This window comes from Streptomyces sp. NPDC055239 (genome assembly GCF_053606205.1).
Window position 1 is genome coordinate 1 of the sequence record NZ_JBSGRD010000009.1, and the last position, 18,755, is coordinate 18,755.

Sequence of the window (18,755 nt, forward strand, 5' to 3'; positions counted from 1 at the left end):
ACTGCAGGGGGGACCCTGTGGGAGAGTAGGACGCCGCCGAACTATTATTAACGGGAAACCCCCGCACCCTCTGGGTGCGGGGGTTTTCTGCGTTCCAGGCCCCCGCAAGGGGGCTTTTCTGCGTTTAGGGTCGAGTTATGCGATACGACCTGGTCATCTTCGACAATGACGGCGTCCTTGTGGACAGCGAGCCGCTCTCCAACACCATCCTTGCCGCCTATCTGACGGAGCTCGGCCACCCCACCACGTACGAGGACTCCCTGCGTGACTACATGGGGGCCGCCGTCCATCGCGTACACGACCTTGTTCTCGAGCGCAGTGGGCAGCGGTTGCCCGGGGATTTTGATGTGACCTTCCACGCTCGTGTCTTCGCCGCCTTCGAGCGGGAGCTGGAGCCCGTGGCGGGGGCGGTGGGCGTACTGGAGGAGTTGGTGGCCGACGAAGTGCCCTACTGCCTGGCCTCGTCCGGGAGCCATGAGCGGATCCGGGTCGGACATCGGCGGACCGGGCTCGATCGGTGGTTCGACGACGAGCGGATCTTCAGCTCCGAGGACGTGGGGCGGGGGAAGCCGGCGCCGGATCTCTTTCTGTACGCCGCCGAGCGGATGGGAGTGGCGCCCGAGAAGTGTGTGGTGGTCGAGGACAGTCCGCTGGGGGTGCGGGCCGCTGTGGCGGCGGGGATGGACGTCTACGGGTTCACCGCCATGACGCCGGCGGAGCGGCTCTCGGAGGCCACTGAACTCTTCGGGGACATGGGGGAGTTGGCTGACCTGCTCGTATGACGGGGGCCTGGGGTTCGGGCTGACATTTGTCACTGCCAGGTCCGGACGATCGTTTCTGTCGGCCGATGGGTGGTCGCGGCGAAGCTGAGTACGTCGAGAACGAACGGGACGACGCACACAGTGACAGAGCCAGTGACAGAGCCGACGGAGGACCGATCACCATGAGCCAGCTCGCCGCCACCGCCACCAGGACCACCAGCACCGCCACCAGGACCACCAGCACCGCCACCAGTACGACGGACACAGCAGCAGCCCGGCGGTCGCGCTGGGAGTCGCTGAAGCCGCTCGTGCTCGACGCGGTGGTGCCCACAGCCTCGTACTACCTGCTCAGCAAGGGCTTCGGTATGGGCACGATGGCGGCGCTCGCCTGGAGCAGCGTGGTGCCCGCGGGACGGACGGCGTGGAGCGTGGTCAAGGACCGGCGGGTCAACGGGCTCGCGGCGCTCATCCTGACCGCCAATCTTGTCGGGCTGCTGCTCAGTCTCCTTGCCGGTGACCCGCGGCTGATGCTCGCCAAGGACAGCGGGATCACCGCGACGATCGGTATCGCCGTGCTGGTGTCCGTGGGCGCCGGGCGGCCGTTGATGACCGCCGGGCTCAAGCCCTGGGTCACCAAGGGGAACGCGGCGCGGACCGCGGTGTGGGAGCGGTTGATCGCCGAGCGGGGGCGGTTCGCGCGGATGGAGCGGATGTTCTCGGTGATCTGGGGCGTGGCGCTGTTCGGCGAGGCAGTGGCGCGGGTCCTGGGGGCCTACACGCTGCCCGTCGACACCATGGTGTGGCTCGGTGGCGCGATCGCCGGGGTCACCATCACGGCGACGGTCCTGATGAGCGGTCGCCTGGTCGTCGCCCCGATGGAGGAGATGGTGAGCGAGGAGGTCACCGCGCTCGGGCGGTGACGGGGAGCCTGCCGTGCGCCCCCTTGCGGGAGAGGCGTAGGAAATTGAATGGGTGATCTATCTACCCACCGGTAGTCAGGGGTCCTACGCTCAGCAGCCATGACAGATGAGCTGCGGCGCGGCAGGGCCTCTTTGGCGTTCAGCTTCCTGGTGCAGGGCGTCACCTTCGCGTTGCTGGTGACGCGGATCCCCGCCATTCAGGATCAGTACGGGATATCCGACGGCCTGCTGCCCGTCTTCCTGGCCGCCGTGCCGATCCTCGCCGGCGTCGGGAGCGTGGGCACGGAGTGGCTGGTCAAGCGGGTGCCGCCCAGCCGTGTGCTGCGGTGGGCGCAGCCCGTGGTGCTCCTGGCGCTGCTCGGGGTCGGCGCGGGCGACACCCTGTGGCAAGTGGCTGTGGCGCTCGGATCGTTCGGGCTTGCGGTGGGGGCGCTCGACGCCTCCATGAACATGCTCGGGGTGAGTCTGCAGCGGACGTACGGGCGCAGCATCATGCTGGGGTTCCATGCGGCGTACAGCCTGGGCGGGATCGCGGGGGCTTCGCTCGCGTGGGCGGGGGCGCACTGGGATCTTTCGCTCTTCGTGTCGTATCTGCCGGTGGTCGTGGTGCTCCTTCCGACCGCGTTGGTGGGGAGTCGGTGGTACGTCGATGCCGGGTCCTCCCGTGTTGAGGACAGTGACGGCGGTGCGGGGCAGGGCGGGACCGTCGTCTTCAAGTTGCTCCTGCCGCTCTGCCTGGTGATGACCTTCGCGTACATCGGGGACTCGACGGTCTCCAACTGGAGTGCGAAGTATCTGCAGGACGTGCTCGGGAGTTCGGAGGAGGTCTCGACCGTCCCCTATAACGTCTACATGGTCATGACCCTGCTGGGGCGGGGCCTCGGGGACCTGGGTGTGCGGCGGTTCGGGGCCGTGGCGGTGGTGCGGGTCGGGTCGGTGGTGGCCGCTCTCGGGTTCGCGGTCGTGGCGGTGGCGCCCGGGGCGTGGACCGGGATTCTGGGCTTCACGGTGCTCGGGCTCGGTCTCTGTGTGATCGTTCCGCAGACCTTCGCCGCGGCGGGGCGGCTCTTTCCCGGGGCGTCGGACGCCGCTGTCGCGCGGCTCAACGTCTTCAACTACGTGGGGTTCCTGATCGGGTCGCCGCTCGTGGGTGCGCTCGGGGACGCCTGGAACTACCGCGCGGCGATGCTCGTACCCATGGTCCTTGTGCTCATGACCTTGTTGTACGCCCGCTCTTTCGCTCCGGAAGCGGACCGATACGGTGACGGGCATGAGCGGCCGCGCACAGCTGATGTGGGACGAGGCAGTAACGGGCTATGACTTCGGTCCTGAGCACCCCATGGACCCGGTCCGGCTCGCGCTGACCAGAAGTCTGGTCAGCGCCTTCGGGCTCGACCGGGATCTCGACGTGGTCGCGGCCAAGCGTGCCGGTGACTCGACCCTGCGGCTCGTGCATCGCGAGGACTATGTGGAGGCGGTCAGGGCCGCGTCCGCCGATCCGGCGTCGGCGGACGGCAGCTATGGCCTGGGGACCACGGATGATCCCGCCTTCGCGGGGATGCACGAGGTGTCCGCGCTGATCGCCGGGCAGTCGGTGGGAGCGGCCGAGGCGGTGTGGCGCGGGGAAGCGCTGCACGCGGTGAACTTCGCGGGCGGACTGCACCATGCGATGCCGGGGTCCGCTTCGGGGTTCTGTATCTACAACGACGCCGCGCTTGCCATCGCGCGGCTGCTCGAACTGGGCGCCGAGCGGGTCGCGTACGTGGATGTGGACGTGCACCACGGGGACGGGGTGCAGGCGGCCTTCTGGGACGATCCACGGGTCCTGACGATTTCGCTGCACGAGCATCCGCGGACGCTGTTTCCGCAGACCGGGTGGCCCGAGGAGACGGGTGCGGCCTCCGTGGCGGAGGGGTCGGCCGTCAATGTCGCGCTGCCTGCGGGGACGGGGGACGCGGGGTGGTTGCGGGCGTTCCACGCCGTGGTGCCCGAGCTGCTCGCGGACTTCCGGCCGCAGGTGCTCGTCTCGCAGCACGGTGCCGATACACACTTCGAGGATCCGTTGGCCCATCTTGCTGTTTCGCTTGATGCGCAGCGGGCCGTGCAGGTGGCCTGCCATGAGCTGGCGCACTCGTACGCCGATGGGCGGTGGGTCGCGTTGGGCGGGGGTGGGTACGCCGTGGTGGATGTGGTGCCTCGGTCCTGGACCCATCTGACCGCCATCGCCGCGGGGCGGGAGGTGCTGCCTTCGGCGGACATCCCTGAAGCCTGGCGGCAGGAAGTCTTCGCGCGTACGCGGCAGTTGGCGCCTGCTCGGATGAGTGACGGCAGGTGGCCTGTCACCTGGGCGGACTGGTCCGAGGGGTACGACCCCGCTGATCGGCTTGATCAGGCGGTGGTCGCGGCGCGGCGGGCGGCGTTTCCGCTGCGGGGGCTGTTGCCGTAGGCGCGGCGATGACCCGGGCTGAACAGCTGTAGCCCCGTTAGCCCAACTGTGGGGCATTTCCGGGGTTTTGGGGGCACGGAACGTTTCTCTGCGGCACGCTCACAGCGTGTTGAGCACCGGAGCATTGCGTGCGCATCTGTTGGCCGCCCGGCTTGCCGGGCCCGTGGCCACCACGCGGGAAGAGAGCCTGCGGAGCTATCGGCTCTTCGCGGCCCGGGATCCGCGGATACTGCTCGGGCTCGATCCCGAGTGGAGCTGGGGCTGCGGTGACTTGCTGGGGCTCATGGCGGACAAGTGCGGGGTATCCGCCGACCCTCGGCACACCCAGGGGGCCGATGTCATCGACCCCGAGCGGACGTTGGCGGCGCTCGACGCCTATGCCGAGAGGCTCGCGGACGCGGCCCGGAGGCGGCTTCCCGTGCTCTTCGGGACGGGGCATCCGCACCGGCTACTCGGCTTCTACGCCGCTCTGGCGGACGCTTTGTCGGCGGCGGGGTGCACCGTTCTCACCCCTGCGCAGGGCAACAGTGTCGACATAACGACCCGGTTCGGTCTACGCACGTACAACCTTGACTACGTACAGGGAGTCGCGCTGGTGCGGGAACCCGGCGCACGTCCGACCGGGAGTGAGACCGGCGCACACACCCATTCCCCGCTCCCGGTTCGAGCCGCGCTCGCAGCCGCAGCGGAGGGTGAGGGACCGCTTCCCGAGCTTGTCATCGGGGACCACGGATGGGTGTGCGGGGCAGGTCAGCTGGGGTTCGAGGCGATCGGCCTCGCGGATACGGACGATCCCGCGCTGTTCGTCGGAGAGGCCGAGGGGCAGGTGTCCGTCGTCGTTCCGCTTGATGACGCTGTGCGGTCTGATTACTACCGACCGCTTACTCGCTATGTACTCAATCGAGCGTGTCTGTCACAGTAGGCGGCCGATCGCTACTCCTCTTCCCCACTCGCATCATCCGCCCCTAGTCTGGGGAGTGAGCGCGCAGAGACGAAGAGTCACCGGAAGGGGAAGCCGGTGCCCGTCATGTGCGGAAGGTTCAGGTGGGGTGTCATGGCTGCAGACCAGAGGCCGCTGAACGAGGTTCAGTTCTTGACCGTGGCGGAAGTCGCCTCGGTGATGCGAGTGTCCAAGATGACCGTGTACCGCTTGGTGCACAGTGGTCATCTGCCCGCCATCCGGGTCGGAAGGTCCTTCCGGGTTCCGGAGCAGGCGGTTCACGAGTACCTCCGCGAGTCCTATGTAGGAGTCGAGGCGGGCTGATCGGAGCCGATCGATCCCCCTCGATTACGTCCCTCACCCAGGGGCGGGTAGGCTAGGGCCGACGTAGGTCGTGTGGGCCCAGTCAGCTGCCCCGCACCGAGTGAAGAGAAGTGAGCGAGGGTAGTCGTGGGCTCTGTTATCAAGAAGCGGCGTAAGCGGATGGCCAAGAAGAAGCACCGCAAGCTGCTGAAGCGCACCCGCGTTCAGCGTCGTAACAAGAAGTAAGCGACAGCTGGATTGCGCGTCCCGAAGCCCTCCCGTCATCCGACGGGAGGGCTTCGGTGTTTTCCGGGTACCCGCCGTGGTGGCTTCCGGCCGGTTTTCGGGCTCTACCGGACCGCTCGGGGGCTTGTTTCGAACGTACGCTCTGGGCAGGATGTGCGTCCCGATCCGGCGTACGTCCTGGTCTGGGCATAGGGCCAGGTCCGTGCGCGTGCGTCGTGGCTGTCGTCACTTGCTGCATCGGGCGGTCATCACAGCGCAACATCGACCCGCTAGCGTGTGCCGGGAGGGACATGATGGGGCGCGGCAGGACTTCGAGGGCTGGGGAAGGCAGGCGCTGATCTTGGGCAAGGTCGTGCTCGTGACCGGAGTGGCCCGTCAACTGGGCGGGCGGTTCGTCCGACGCGTGCTGAGGGACCCCGAGGTCGACCGGGTGGTCGCCGTCGACGCGGTCCCGCCCGAGCACCATCTGGGCGGCGCCGACTTCGTCCAGGCGGACATCCGGCAGCCCGCGATCGCCAAGGTGCTCGCCGAGTTCTCCGTCGACACGGTCGTGCACATGGACGTCACGGGCACCGCGCTTGCCGGCGGAAATCGCGGCTCGCTCAAGGAAACCAACGTCATCGGCACGATGCAGCTGCTCGGCGCCTGCCAGAAGTCGCCGACGGTCAGGCGGCTCGTGGTGAAGTCGAGCACCAATGTGTACGGCTCCGCGCCGCGCGACCCCGCGGTCTTCACCGAGACGACGCCGCCGAAGTCGCTGCCCAGCGGTGGCTTCGCCAAGGACACCGTCGAGGTCGAGGGATACGTACGCGGATTCGCGCGCCGCCGCCCGGACGTGGCGGTCTGCGTGCTGCGCTTCGCGAACATCCTGGGTCCCGCCGCGGACTCGCCGCTCGCCGAGTACTTCTCGCTGCCGGTCCTGCCGACGGTTTTCGGCTACGACCCGCGGCTGCAGTTCGTGCACGAGGACGACGCGATCGAGGTTCTGCGGATCGGGGCGCGCGACCCGGAGCGCGGGACGCTCAACAGCGGTACGTTCAACATCGCGGGTGACGGTCTGCTGCTGCTCTCGCAGTGCTCGCGGCGCCTCGGGCGTCCGACGCTGCCGGTGTTCATGCCCGCGGTCACCTGGGTCGGCCAGGCGCTGCGCACCCTGGGCATGACGGACTTCTCGCCCGAGCAGATCAGGCTGCTCACCCATGGCCGGGTCGTGGCCACCCGGCAGATGCGCGAGACACTGGGCTTCAGCCCCAAGTACACGACCGCGGAGACCTTCGCGGATTTCGTACGCAGTCGGGGTCCGGGACTTCTGCCGCCGCAGGCCGTCGCGGGGGTCATCGACCGGATCGCCACGCTGCCCTTCGCGGGCAACCAGAGCGTTAACTGAGGAGAGCGTCAACGATGGCGGACGCCAAGGTCATTCCGTTCGATGACGACCGGTCGCGCGCGGGTGCGCAGCGCCCGGCGCGGCGCAGGGGCGCGGCCCGGCGCAAGAACGATCCGGCAGCGGTGCGTGAGGTCACGGCCATGCCGGGCAAGCAGGACGGGGATCCGCAAGTGGAGAGGCCCGAGCCGCAGGCTTCGCGGCAGGGGGCTGCCGGGACGGGGGCGGGCGCCGGGGGCGTACCGCAGCCGCGGGACGGTGGCGGGGGCCTGGAGCGGCGTATCGCGGGTGGTCTCGCGTTCCTGCGCCGGCGGCTCACGGGTGACTACGAGGTCGACGACTTCGGTTACGACGAGGAGCTCACCGACCAGGTCCTGATGTCCCTTTTCCGGCCGCTGTACGACAAGTACTTCCGCGTCGAGGTGAAGGGCATCGAGAACATCCCGTCGGACGGCGGGGCGCTGATCGTCTCCAACCACTCCGGGACGTTGCCGCTCGACGGCCTGATGATGCAGGTCGCCGTGCACGACAACCACCCCGAGGGGCGGCATCTGCGGCTGCTCGCGGCGGACCTCGTCTTCATGCTGCCGGTGGTCAATGAGCTGGCGCGCAAGGCGGGGCACACGCTGGCGTGCGCGGAGGATGCCGAGCGGCTGCTCGAGCGGGGTGAGCTGGTCGGGGTGATGCCGGAGGGGTTCAAGGGCATCGGGAAGCCGTTCAGCGAGCGCTACAAGTTGCAGCGGTTCGGACGGGGCGGGTTCGTCTCCACCGCGTTGCGGGCGGGGACGCCGATCGTGCCCTGCTCGATCGTGGGGGCGGAGGAGATCTACCCCATGATCGGGAACGCGAAGACGCTGGCGCGGGTGCTCGGTATCCCGTACTTCCCGATCACGCCTACGTTCCCTTGGCTCGGGCCGCTCGGGGCGCTGCCGTTGCCCACGAAGTGGACGATTCAGTTCGGGGAGCCGATTCCCACGGACGGGTATCCGCCTGAGGCGGCCGAGGATCCGATGCTGATGTTCAACCTGACCGATCAGGTGCGGGAGCAGATTCAGCACACGCTGTACAAGCTGCTTGTGCAGCGGCGCTCGGTGTTCTTCTGACTCGGTGTTCTTCTGAGACGAGCACATATTTCTTGGGCATGAGGGAGGGGCCGGATCCGAGGATCCGGCCCCTCCCTCATGCCGTACCGCTACTTCGCGTCCTCTCCGTCGATCCCCAGGCCCGGCAGCAGGCCGGGGAGGATCGGAGGCACCGTGACGTCCGGCTTCGCCGGTGGGGACTGCTTGTCGGACGAGTCGTCGTCCGACGGGCTGCTCGGGTGGGTCGTGTCGGACTTCGGGGGGTCCAGGAGGCCGCCCGTGTTGCCGCCGAGCAAGCCGTCGCTCTCGCCCTTGTCCGGTGCCGACGGGTGGGGTTTGCCCTTGTCGGCGCTCTTGCCGTCCCTCGGCGACGAGTCCGGGGCCGAGGGGCTGTCCGGTGCCGAGGAGCCGGAGGAGCTGCCCTGGCTCGGTCGGCCGGGGGCGTCGCCCTTCTCCGGGGCGCGGGGGAAGAGGGAGCGGAGGGGGTCCACTTCCTGGTCCATCGCGTCGAAGACCGAGTTCACCTGCTCGCCCACGTCGCCGAGCTGGACGGGCAGCCTGCTCTGCAGGTCGCGCCAGCTTCTGCGGTGCGACTCCGAGAAGGCGGACAGGGTCTGCATGGGGCCGAGCGAGCCGTCCCGCTCATACGCCTCGTGCAGCAGACGGTGGCCTTCCGATGCGTCGTACCGCATGCCCGAGAGGGCCCGCCTGATCTCGCCGAGGGATTCGTGGTCGAGGTCGCCGGAGCGGCCCCGCTCCATGAGGCGACGGGCTTCGTTCAGGCGCGTCGAGGCGTGGTCGAGATAGATCCCGCCCTTGTCGCTCTCGCCGTCGGCCATGCCGAGCTTGAGGTCCTCCATGCCGCGCTTCAGGCCGTACAGCGAATCGCCCGGCAGCGCGTCGGAGCTGGCCGCGGCCACCCCGCTGAACGCCCCGGCGGCCACACCGACGGTGAGCCCGCCCGCGGCGATGCCCTTCGACAGTCTGGAGCGTGGCTTCAGTCTGTGCAGTCCCGTGGCCCGGTGGGCGCCCTTGCGGGAGCGCTGTTCGGGCACCGAGGTGCCGATGGTCCCAGCGCCCGCGGCCGTGCCCTCGAGGAGCATGGCTTCCATGGCGGCTACGAGCTGGGCCCGCTGGACCACTTTGACCTCGGGATCCAGCTCCGGCTTCGGCAGCTCGCCGAGTTCGGTCGCGAGGGTCAGCATCCGGTCCGGGGCCGTCTGTTCGGACGGCCCGGAATCGGGTGTGACGGAACCTTCGGACTGCTCGGCCGCCGGGTCCTGGTCGGATCGCTCCTCCAGGTCCTGGGCGAAGGCGTTCGCCCGCCGGTGTGCCGATACGTTCGCGATCACTGGCGGCACCTCCTCTCGTCATGACGATCGACTCCCTAGGGGGTCCTGAGGGTTGCACGACCTGAGTACTTCCACACGATCGAGTGAGCGGAGGTGTTCAGGGGCGACCACAGGGAGCCTGCATCCCGCACAACGAGCGTCGCGGCACTTGGGTTACGGACGGAGGATGATCGGACCGCCCTAATTCCGCGACGGCCATCTGGCCGCCACGGAGGGTGAGTTGAGGACTCCGCACGGCTACAGAGGGCTATCGACGGTGCGCGGCGCTAGCGCGCGTCGTCCGGCAGGAGCCGGGCGAGTGTGCGGACCGCGCGGTACTGGAGGGTCTTGATCGCGCCCTCGTTCTTGCCCATCACCCGAGCGGTCTCGGCGACCGAGAGGCCCTGCAGGAAGCGCAGGGTCACGCACTCCTGCTGCTGGGGGTTGAGGCGCCGCACGGCGTCCAGCAGTGCGGCGTTCGAGAGGGACTCCAGGACAGAGTCCTCGGGGCTGCGCTCGACCTCGTTGGCGTCGAGCATTTCGCCGGTGGTCACTTCGAGGCGGAAACGGCTCGATTTGAAGTGGTCGGCGACCAGGTTGCGGGCGATCGTGACAAGCCAGGCGCCGAAGTCGCGGCCCTGCCAGGTGAACGTGCTGATGCGGCGCAGGGCGCGCAGAAAGGTCTCGCTCGTGAGGTCTTCGGCGGTCGCTTTGCCGCCGACGCGGTAGTAGATGTAGCGGTAGACCGTGTCGCTGTACTGGTCGTAGAGACGGCCGAAGGCGTCGGACTCGCCCGCTTGGGCGCGTTCGACAAGATCCATCATGCGGGCGCTGTCGCTGTCCGCGGCGGGACGGCGATGGGTGGGGGTTGAGGTAGCGGTAGAGGCGGAACGAGCCCGTCTGCTGACCGCCGCGCCGCTGTCCGCCAGGGCATAGACGGGCCCGGCGGGTGTGGGGACGGCAAATGCGGGGACGGCGGGGCCGGCGTACGCGGTGGGGACGAAGCCGCGCAAGCGGTCAGCGACCGTTGCGCGCAGCGTAGCCAGGCCCGAGGCGTCAACCCCGACGTGTGGGTACACGGGACTCCCAGAGGCAGAGCTTCCATCACGTGCAGTGCGGAACCGTTCACCCGTCGTAGCGACGTGTGGGGTCCGTAATGCGTCTGAGGAGAATAACGCTTCGTACAGGCAGCACTACACCCAGTTGCTCAAATCACCGATTACGTCGCTTCTGTAGCCGGACGATGCCCGTTCAAGTAGCGGACAGTGATCAGTTGTTGATCGAAATGGTTCACATTCCGGCTAAGCGCGAGGCGTGTTGTGGTCGGGTGCTACCAACGTGACTGGCGGGAGCCCGGGCGGGGTATGACCGAGAGAATGTTCAGTGGCGGCGGCGGTGCAGGGCGATGGCCGCAGCCGTACCGCCTGCGAGGGCTCCCACGCCCGCGGCGGCCGGGATGCCCACCTTGGCGGCCTTGCGGCCCGTGCGGTAGTCCCGCAGGCGCCAGTCCCGCTCGCGTGCGTGCTTGCGCAGTTTGGCGTCGGGATTGATCGCGTAGGGGTGCCCGACGAGCGAGAGCATCGGGATGTCGTTGTGCGAGTCGCTGTACGCGGCGCAGCGGGCCAGGTCCAGGCCCTCGCCCGAGGCGAGCGCGCGGACCGCCTCGGCCTTCGCGGGGCCGTGCAGGGGTTCGCCGACGAGCTTTCCCGTATAGATGCCGTCCACGGACTCGGCGACCGTGCCGAGCGCGCCGGTCAGGCCGAGGCGCCTGGCGATGATCGTCGCGGTCTCCACCGGGGCGGCCGTGACGAGCCAGACCTTCTGGCCCGCGTCGAGGTGGGCCTGGGCCAGGGCGCGCGTCCCCGGCCAGATGCGCTCGGCCATGTACTCGTCGTAGATCTCCTCGCCGATGGACATCAGCTCGGCGACCCGGTGGCCCTTGACGATGGACAGGGCGCTGTCGCGGGCGTCCTGCATGTGCTCGGGGTCCTCGACACCGGCCAGTCTGAACCACGCCTGCTGCCAGGCGAATCGGGCCAGCTCCTGGCGCTCGAAGAACTTCCGCTTGTAGAGGCCGCGGCCGAAGTGGAAGATCGCGGCGCCCTGCATCACGGTGTTGTCGAGGTCGAAGAAGGCCGCGGCCTTGTCGTCGCCGACGACCGGGAACTCGGGCTCCTCCGGTTCATCGGGCGCGGCCTGAGCCGCCAGATCGTCCAGTGCCTCCATTTCCTGCGAGGACTTGCGCGCTGCCTCAGCCGAGGCCTCGCCTGCCAGCACGCTCCGCGCGGTGGCGGAGCGCCTACGGGGTGTGAGCCATCCGAGAGCGGCCATGTCGTGAGCATAGCTAGTTCGTTCGGTCGATCCGGAGTCGGCAGGATTCGACGCTGTGAACTCTCCGCGACCACACCGTTAAACAGGCGGGTACTCGGGCCGGTACTCAGGCGGCCCGCGCGGCGCGTCGAGGGGGCGAGAATGGGGTCATGAGCCCGATTTTTCGCCGTACGGAGAAGAAGAAGCCCCAGGACCGGACGGTCACCTTGATCGGTAAGCCCGGCTGTCATCTGTGCGATGACGCACAGCTGGTGGTCGAGAAGGTCTGCGGCGACCTGGGAGTGCCCTGGGAGAAGAAGGACATCACGCGGGACGAAGAGCTCAACCGCGCCTACTGGGAACAGATTCCGGTGGTTCTGGTGGACGGTGAGCAGCACACGTTCTGGCGCGTCGACGAAGATCGACTGCGCCGCGAGCTCGCCCCGTAGTCCGAATCGAGACTGACTGAGTAGTCCAAGTGGCCCGAATGGTCCCTTAGGATCGTGGGCGGTTTGGTCTCGGGGGCGATGATCGTGAGGAGAGTGTGCGGTTTTGCCCCCTTCAACTGAGCAATGCCGCTGCCTGCGCGCCGGTTCCAGGAAAGCGCGCCGGGGGCGCGTGACCCCGGTCACGTTGGGCGGGCAAATCGGACACCATCTTTGTGCACGCGTTCACAAAGACATAGCCTGCAGGAGACGGGGCGGTCTGGGGACGTGTGACCGCCTGCAGCCCCGCTCTACCCGCAGGAGCACCGTGGCAACTGGCCGAACTCACCGACCGGCGACCCGCAGCCGAGGGATTCCCGAGGCCACCGTCGCCAGGCTTCCGCTGTACCTCCGAGCCCTCACCGCTCTGTCGGAGCGCTCGGTGCCCACGGTCTCCTCCGAGGAGCTCGCGGCCGCCGCGGGGGTCAACTCCGCGAAGCTGCGCAAGGACTTCTCCTACCTCGGTTCCTACGGGACGCGCGGTGTCGGCTACGACGTCGAGTACCTCGTCTACCAGATCTCACGCGAGCTCGGCCTGACCCAGGACTGGCCCGTGGTGATCGTCGGTATCGGTAACCTCGGTGCGGCTCTTGCCAATTACGGCGGGTTCGCCTCGCGCGGCTTCCGTGTCGCCGCGCTGATCGACGCCGACCCGGCGATGGCGGGCACGCCCGTCGCGGGGATGCCGGTGCAGCACACGGACGACCTCGAGAAGATCATCAGCGACAACGGCGTCTCCATCGGCGTCATCTCGACCCCGGCGGGCGCCGCCCAGCAGGTCTGCGAGCGGCTCGTCGCCGCCGGTGTGACCTCGATCCTGAACTTCGCGCCCACCGTTCTCTCCGTGCCCGACGGCGTCGACGTACGCAAGGTGGACCTCTCCATCGAGCTGCAGATCCTCGCCTTCCACGAGCAGCGCAAGGCCGGCGAGGAAGCGGCGGCCGACGAGGTCGCGCCGCCCGTCGCCGCCAAGCAGCAGCGGAAGGGACCCGACGGGGACGTCCCCGCCGTGATGCCGGCATGAGTCTCCTCGTCGTAGGGCTGAGCCATCGCAGCGCTCCGGTGAGCGTGCTCGAGCGGGCCGCCCTTGCCGCCGACGCGCAGGCCAAGCTCCTGCAGGACGCCCTCGCGGCCGAGCCCGCGGCCGAAGCGGCCGTGCTCGCCACCTGCAACCGCATCGAGCTGTACGCCGACGTGGACAAGTTCCACGCGGGCGTCGCCGAGCTTTCGACCCTGCTCGCGCAGCACAGCGGCGTGGGTCTGGAAGAGCTCACCCCTTATCTCTACGTCCACTACGAGGACCGGGCCGTCCACCACCTGTTCTCGGTGGCCTGCGGCCTGGACTCGATGGTCGTCGGCGAGGGGCAGATCCTCGGCCAGATCAAGGACACCCTCGCGCGCTCCCAGGAGCTGCACACCGCGGGGCGCCTCCTCAACGACCTCTTCCAGCAGGCCCTGCGGGTCGGCAAGCGCGCGCACTCGGAGACCGGCATCGACCGGGCCGGTCAGTCGCTCGTGACCTTCGGACTCGAACAGCTCGCCGGGCGCGAACCCGTCGAGACGTGGGCCAAGGGCAAGCGCGCCCTGGTCATCGGCGCCGGATCCATGTCCTCGCTCGCCGCGGCCACGCTCGCGCGGGCCGGGGTCCACGAGGTCGTCGTCGCCAACCGCACGCTCGACCGGGCACACCGTCTCGCGGAGATCCTCTCCGAAGGGGGCACGGGCACCATCGCGCGCGCCGTGCCGATGGACGAAGTGACGGCCGAACTGACACGTGCAGATGTCGCCGTGTCCTGCACCGGCGCCACCGGACTCGTCCTGACCGCCGACGCCGTCGCGGCCGCCGTCGAGGACCGTGCGGGCCTGCCCGTCGCGGTGGGCGCACCCCGCGCAGCGGCGGCAGGTTCCTCGGCTGCCTCCACTTCGTACGACACCGCCCCCGACACCGACGAGGCCTGTCCGCTCGGGCTCTCCGGCGACGGAGCCGCCGTACCCCGCGGGGTCGGGTTCTCCGTCATGGGTGAGGACGCCGTGGCCGGGATGGACGCCGCGACCCTGGAGCAGCACGCCGCCTGGGTGGACAACGCGCCCGCCGCGCGCCGCGACGACCCGCAGAGCGAGGCCGACACCATCGCCGCGCTCGCCGCGGCCGTGGCCGCCGGCGCGCGGATGCCGGACGAGCGCCGCCGCCGTCCCTCGATCGTCGAGACCGGCAACGTCCTGCTCGCCCTGCTCGACCTGGCCATGCCCCGCGACATCGACGGCGCCGCGCACCGCATCGACGGCGTACGCCTCGTCGACATCGAGTCGCTCGCCGACGCGTCCGCCGACGCCCCGATGGCCGACGACGTGGAGCAGGTCCGCGGACTCGTCTCCGACGAGGTCGCCGCCTTCGGCGCGGCGCAGCGGGCCGCACACATCACGCCGACCGTGGTCGCCCTGCGCACCATGGCCGCCGACGTCGTCGCGAACGAGATCGCGCGGCTCGACGGACGGCTCCCCGGACTTGCCGAGAAGGAGCGCGCGGAGATCACCCAGACCGTCCGCCGCGTCGTCGACAAGCTGCTTCACGCACCCACCGTGCGGGTCAAGCAGCTGGCGGGCGAGCCCGGCGGCGCCGGGTACGCGGACGCGCTTCGCACCCTCTTCGACCTCGACCCGCAGACGGTCGCCGCCGTCAGCAGGGCCGACAAGCTCAATGACTCCGAATCCACCGATCAGAACGCACCGCAGATCGCACAGCAAACAGACCCGAAACGAGGCCGGGCATGACCGAGAGGGCACTCAGGCTCGGGACACGGCGCAGCAAGCTGGCCATGGCCCAGTCCGGGCAGGTGGCAGACACAGTGAGCCGCGTGACCGGCCGCCCCGTAGAGCTCGTGGAGATCACGACGTACGGCGATACGTCCCGTGAGCAGCTCGCACAGATCGGCGGCACCGGCGTCTTCGTGACCGCCCTGCGCGACGCGCTGCTCGGCGGTGAGGTCGACTTCGCCGTGCACTCGCTGAAGGACCTGCCGACCGCGCAGCCGGACGACCTGGCGCTGGCCGCCGTGCCGCTGCGCGAGGACCCCCGCGACGTACTCATCGCACGCGACGGGATGACGTTCCCGGAGCTGCCGGGCGGCGCGCGCATCGGCACGGGTTCGCCACGGCGCATGGCGCAGCTCAACGCCTACGCACGCAACCACGGGCTCGCCATAGAGACCGTGCCGATCCGCGGGAACATCGACACCCGCATCGGATTCGTGCGCAAGGGTGAGCTCGACGCCGTCGTGCTCGCCGCCGCCGGACTTCACCGCGTCGGCAGGATCGACGAGGTGACCGACTTCCTGTCGGTCGACACAGTTCTGCCCGCCCCCGGCCAGGGGGCACTGGCGATCGAATGTGCCGCGTCCAACGCGTCACTGACCGCCGCGCTCGCCGAGCTCGACGACCCGTACACCCGGGCCGCCGTGACCGCCGAGCGATCCCTGCTCGCCGCCCTGGAAGCCGGTTGCAGCGCGCCTGTTGGCGCGCTGGCCGACTTGCTGGCCGACGGGCAGATTGTCAAGGAAATGCGCCTGCGCGGCGTCGTCGGGGCAACCGACGGCTCGACGCTGGTGCAGCTGTCCACCACCGGTCCCGTGCCCGAGACGCATGACCAAGCCTTGGCGCTCGGCCGTGAACTCGCTGCCGAGATGCTTGCCAAGGGCGCGGCCGGTCTGATGGGGGAGCGAGCACTTTGAGCCCCACCTCGAACCTTGCCGGCCTTCCCGCACACGGGCACGTCACCTTCCTGGGTGCCGGACCCGGAGATCCGGGACTACTAACGCTGCGCGCCGTAGAGGCGCTGGCCCGAGCGGACGTGTTGATCGCCGAGCCTGATGTGCTCGACGTCGTACGCGCGCATGCCAGGGGAGGTGTGGACACACCTCGGCCAGGGACAGTTGACGACGCGTCAGCGATCGCCGAAGCGTCGTCGTTGCGAGCTGCCACCAATCTTGTCATGGAGGCGGCGAGGGGCGGCAAGCGGGTCGTACGAGCCGTCAGCGGCGACGTGGGCCTCGACACCTACGCCGCAGAGGAGATGCTCGCCTGCGCCGCGGACGGCATCCCCTTCGAAGTCGTGCCCGGCATCGCGGCGGCGGTCGGTGTGCCCGCCTACGCGGGTGTTCCGCTGCGCGACGCCCACGGCACGGACGTGCGTTTCATCGACGCGCGCACCGCGTCCGACCGCTGCTGGAGCGAGGTGGGGGCGTCCGACGGAACTCTGGTCGTGTCGACCGCCCTGGACTCCGTGGCCTCGGCCGCCGGTGAACTCGTCTCCTGCGGGCGCAAGCCGGACACCCCGATGACGGTGACCGCCGCCGGTACGACGACACGTCAGCGCACGTGGACGGCGACCCTGGGCACCATCGCGCAGGTCCTCAAGCAGGCGAAGGTCCTCCCGTCGCCCGAGGGGGGCCAGCCCGTCATAGCCGTGGTCGGCGAGCGGTCCGCAGCCGCCCAGCGCGACCAGCTCTCGTGGTTCGAGTCGAAGCCGCTCTTCGGCTGGCGGGTGCTCGTTCCGCGTACGAAGGAGCAGGCGGCCTCGCTCTCCGACCAGTTGAGCTCCTACGGCGCGGTGCCTCACGAGGTGCCGACCATCGCCGTGGAGCCGCCCCGCACGCCCCAGCAGATGGAGCGCGCGGTCAAGGGACTCGTCACGGGTCGCTACGAGTGGATCGCCTTCACCAGCGTGAACGCCGTCAAGGCCGTACGCGAGAAGTTCGAGGAGTACGGGCTCGACGCGCGTGCCTTCGCCGGGATCAAGGTCGCGGCGGTGGGCGAGCAGACGGCCGCGGCGCTGATCGCCTTCGGCGTGAAGCCCGACCTGGTGCCCAGCGGTGAGCAGTCGGCCGCCGGTCTCCTTGAGGACTGGCCGCCGTACGACCCCGTCTTCGACCCGATCGACCGGGTCTTCCTGCCCAGGGCCGACATCGCCACGGAGACGCTGGTCGCCGGGCTCATCGATCTCGGGTGGGAGGTCGACGACGTGACCGCCTACCGGACGGTGCGTGCGTCGCCGCCCCCGGCGGACACGCGTGAGGCGATCAAGGGCGGCGGCTTCGACGCCGTGCTCTTCACGTCGTCGTCGACCGTGCGGAACCTCGTCGGTATCGCGGGCAAGCCGCACAACGTGACCGTCATCGCGTGTATCGGCCCCGCCACCGCCAAGACGGCGGAGGAGCACGGGCTGCGGGTGGACGTGATGGCTCCGGAGCCTTCCGTCCACAAGCTGGCGGAGGCGTTGGCAGAGTTCGGTACGCGGCGCAGACTCTCCGCCCTGGAGGCGGGGGACCCCGTCACCAGGCCGAGCGAGCGTCGGCCCGGATCACGCAGGCGGCGTGCGGCACCCTGAGGGTGCCGGCACCGTTGAGCTAGTTACTCCCTGGCCCCGGCTGAGATCCTTCAGCCGGGGCCGGATTCTTTCGTGAGGTGAGAGAGACAGTGACCAAGTACGGATCGTTCCCCGGGGCGCGGCCCCGCCGCCTTCGCACCACGCCCGCCATGCGGCGCATGGTCGCCCAGACGCGGCTGCATCCCGCCGACCTGATCCTGCCCGCGTTCGTGCGCGAGGGAATCAGTGCGCCCGTGGAGATCGGCGCCATGCCGGGCGTCGTCCAGCACACCCGCGACAGCCTGAAGAAGGCCGCCGTCGAGGCGATGGAGGCCGGGGTCTCCGGGATCATGCTCTTCGGGGTGCCGGAGGAGGACAAGAAGGACGCCGCGGGGACCGTCGGCACCGATCCGGACGGGATTCTCCAGCTCGCCCTGCGCGATGTGCGCGCCGAGGTGGGCGACGACCTCATCGTCATGTCCGACCTGTGTCTGGACGAGTTCACCGACCACGGCCACTGCGGTGTCCTCGACTCGCAGGGGCGCGTCGACAACGACGCCACTCTGGAGCGGTACGCGGAGATGGCGCAGGTCCAAGCCGACGCGGGCGCCCATGTGGTGGGGCCGAGCGGCATGATGGACGGTCAGATCGGTGTCATCCGGGACGCGTTGGACCAGGTCGGGCACGAGGACGTCTCCATCCTCGCCTACACAGTGAAGTACTCGTCCGCTTTCTTCGGCCCCTTCCGCGAGGCCGTCGGTTCGTCCCTCAAGGGCGACCGCAAGACCTACCAGCAGGACCCGGCCAACGCCCGGGAGTCCCTGCGGGAGCTGGCGCTCGACCTCGAAGAGGGCGCCGACATGGTGATGGTGAAGCCCGCGGGGCCCTACCTGGACATCCTCGCGAAGGTCGCGGACTCGGTCGACGTGCCTGTCGCGGCGTACCAGATCAGTGGCGAGTACTCGATGATCGAGGCCGCCGCCGAGCGCGGCTGGATCGACAGGGACAAGGCGATCATGGAGTCGCTCACCGGCATCAAGCGTGCGGGCGCGAACATGATCCTCACGTACTGGGCGACCGAGGTGGCGCGACAGCTCTGAGGCTCTGCCCGGGGTCCCGGTCAGGCTTGCGGTTTGACCTCAAGCTTGGTTGAGGTCGCAGAGTGGTGTGCATCGACGTTCCGAC

The 18,755-nt window shown here is 69.2% G+C and carries 18 protein-coding genes; 15 read left to right on the forward strand and 3 right to left on the reverse strand.

The features are described 5' to 3' along the window. Positions 1 to 137: 137 nt before the first annotated feature. The 9 genes from ACWFRJ_RS26350 (at position 138) to ACWFRJ_RS26390 (ending at position 8,103) form a co-directional block, all read left to right on the forward strand. Positions 138 to 782, forward strand: a complete 645-nt coding sequence (locus ACWFRJ_RS26350; protein WP_453535759.1) for an HAD family hydrolase — start codon at positions 138 to 140, stop codon at positions 780 to 782. Positions 783 to 943: 161 nt separating this feature from the next. Beyond that, positions 944 to 1,681, forward strand: a complete 738-nt coding sequence (locus ACWFRJ_RS26355) for a VC0807 family protein (RefSeq protein ID WP_453535762.1) — start codon at positions 944 to 946, stop codon at positions 1,679 to 1,681. Between the two features lie 99 nt (positions 1,682 to 1,780). Further along, positions 1,781 to 3,001 carry an MFS transporter gene (locus ACWFRJ_RS26360; RefSeq protein ID WP_453535765.1) on the forward strand — a complete coding sequence of 407 codons (1,221 nt, stop codon included), beginning with the start codon at positions 1,781 to 1,783 and terminating at the stop codon, positions 2,999 to 3,001. After that, the gene (locus ACWFRJ_RS26365) at positions 2,952 to 4,127 is read left to right on the forward strand and encodes an acetoin utilization protein AcuC (RefSeq protein WP_453535768.1); all 1,176 of its coding nucleotides are present in this window, start codon (positions 2,952 to 2,954) and stop codon (positions 4,125 to 4,127) included. The genes ACWFRJ_RS26360 and ACWFRJ_RS26365 overlap by 50 nt, the downstream gene beginning before the upstream one ends. 106 nt (positions 4,128 to 4,233) lie before the next feature. Further along, on the forward strand, positions 4,234 to 5,049 hold the full coding sequence (locus ACWFRJ_RS26370) for a phosphatase (RefSeq protein WP_453535771.1): 816 nt from the start codon (positions 4,234 to 4,236) through the stop codon (positions 5,047 to 5,049). 132 nt (positions 5,050 to 5,181) lie between these two features. Continuing rightward, the gene (locus tag ACWFRJ_RS26375; RefSeq protein ID WP_157869005.1) at positions 5,182 to 5,391 is read left to right on the forward strand and encodes a helix-turn-helix domain-containing protein; all 210 of its coding nucleotides are present in this window, start codon (positions 5,182 to 5,184) and stop codon (positions 5,389 to 5,391) included. 126 nt (positions 5,392 to 5,517) lie between these two features. Further along, the gene (locus ACWFRJ_RS26380; protein WP_003948845.1) at positions 5,518 to 5,616 is read left to right on the forward strand and encodes a 30S ribosomal protein bS22; all 99 of its coding nucleotides are present in this window, start codon (positions 5,518 to 5,520) and stop codon (positions 5,614 to 5,616) included. 340 nt (positions 5,617 to 5,956) lie between these two features. After that, positions 5,957 to 7,003, forward strand: a complete 1,047-nt coding sequence (locus ACWFRJ_RS26385) for an NAD-dependent epimerase/dehydratase family protein (protein WP_453535775.1) — start codon at positions 5,957 to 5,959, stop codon at positions 7,001 to 7,003. 14 nt (positions 7,004 to 7,017) lie between these two features. Next, on the forward strand, positions 7,018 to 8,103 hold the full coding sequence (locus ACWFRJ_RS26390) for a lysophospholipid acyltransferase family protein (protein ID WP_453535778.1): 1,086 nt from the start codon (positions 7,018 to 7,020) through the stop codon (positions 8,101 to 8,103). Positions 8,104 to 8,192: 89 nt separating this feature from the next. Here the strand turns inward: ACWFRJ_RS26390 and ACWFRJ_RS26395 are convergent, their stop codons facing one another. The 3 genes from ACWFRJ_RS26395 to ACWFRJ_RS26405 all read right to left on the reverse strand — a co-directional run bounded on the left by ACWFRJ_RS26395 (position 8,193) and on the right by ACWFRJ_RS26405 (position 11,744). Further along, positions 8,193 to 9,434 carry a DUF5667 domain-containing protein gene (locus ACWFRJ_RS26395; RefSeq protein WP_453535781.1) on the reverse strand — a complete coding sequence of 414 codons (1,242 nt, stop codon included), beginning with the start codon at positions 9,432 to 9,434 and terminating at the stop codon, positions 8,193 to 8,195. 266 nt (positions 9,435 to 9,700) lie between these two features. Next, the gene (locus ACWFRJ_RS26400; protein WP_383280827.1) at positions 9,701 to 10,492 is read right to left on the reverse strand and encodes an ECF subfamily RNA polymerase sigma factor, BldN family; all 792 of its coding nucleotides are present in this window, start codon (positions 10,490 to 10,492) and stop codon (positions 9,701 to 9,703) included. Positions 10,493 to 10,793: 301 nt separating this feature from the next. Beyond that, positions 10,794 to 11,744, reverse strand: a complete 951-nt coding sequence (locus ACWFRJ_RS26405) for an HAD family hydrolase (protein ID WP_453535785.1) — start codon at positions 11,742 to 11,744, stop codon at positions 10,794 to 10,796. A 149-nt stretch (positions 11,745 to 11,893) separates the two neighbouring features. On the opposite strand from ACWFRJ_RS26405, the gene ACWFRJ_RS26410 reads away from it, so the two are divergent. The 6 genes from ACWFRJ_RS26410 (at position 11,894) to hemB (ending at position 18,670) form a co-directional block, all read left to right on the forward strand. Next, positions 11,894 to 12,172: a glutaredoxin family protein gene (locus ACWFRJ_RS26410; protein ID WP_453535788.1), complete on the forward strand. Its 279-nt coding sequence runs from the start codon at positions 11,894 to 11,896 to the stop codon at positions 12,170 to 12,172. A gap of 304 nt (positions 12,173 to 12,476) precedes the next feature. Then, complete coding sequence (locus ACWFRJ_RS26415) at positions 12,477 to 13,232, forward strand: redox-sensing transcriptional repressor Rex (RefSeq protein WP_383280819.1); 756 nt, start codon at positions 12,477 to 12,479, stop codon at positions 13,230 to 13,232. Then, on the forward strand, positions 13,229 to 14,980 hold the full coding sequence (locus ACWFRJ_RS26420) for a glutamyl-tRNA reductase (RefSeq protein ID WP_453535791.1): 1,752 nt from the start codon (positions 13,229 to 13,231) through the stop codon (positions 14,978 to 14,980). Before ACWFRJ_RS26415 ends, ACWFRJ_RS26420 begins: the two co-directional genes overlap by 4 nt. After that, positions 14,977 to 15,936, forward strand: a complete 960-nt coding sequence (hemC, locus tag ACWFRJ_RS26425) for a hydroxymethylbilane synthase (RefSeq protein WP_389912766.1) — start codon at positions 14,977 to 14,979, stop codon at positions 15,934 to 15,936. The genes ACWFRJ_RS26420 and hemC overlap by 4 nt, the downstream gene beginning before the upstream one ends. Continuing rightward, on the forward strand, positions 15,933 to 17,591 hold the full coding sequence (locus tag ACWFRJ_RS26430) for a uroporphyrinogen-III synthase (RefSeq protein WP_453535795.1): 1,659 nt from the start codon (positions 15,933 to 15,935) through the stop codon (positions 17,589 to 17,591). The genes hemC and ACWFRJ_RS26430 overlap by 4 nt, the downstream gene beginning before the upstream one ends. 89 nt (positions 17,592 to 17,680) lie before the next feature. Continuing rightward, the gene (gene hemB, locus ACWFRJ_RS26435) at positions 17,681 to 18,670 is read left to right on the forward strand and encodes a porphobilinogen synthase (RefSeq protein WP_453535798.1); all 990 of its coding nucleotides are present in this window, start codon (positions 17,681 to 17,683) and stop codon (positions 18,668 to 18,670) included. Positions 18,671 to 18,755: the final 85 nt, after the last annotated feature.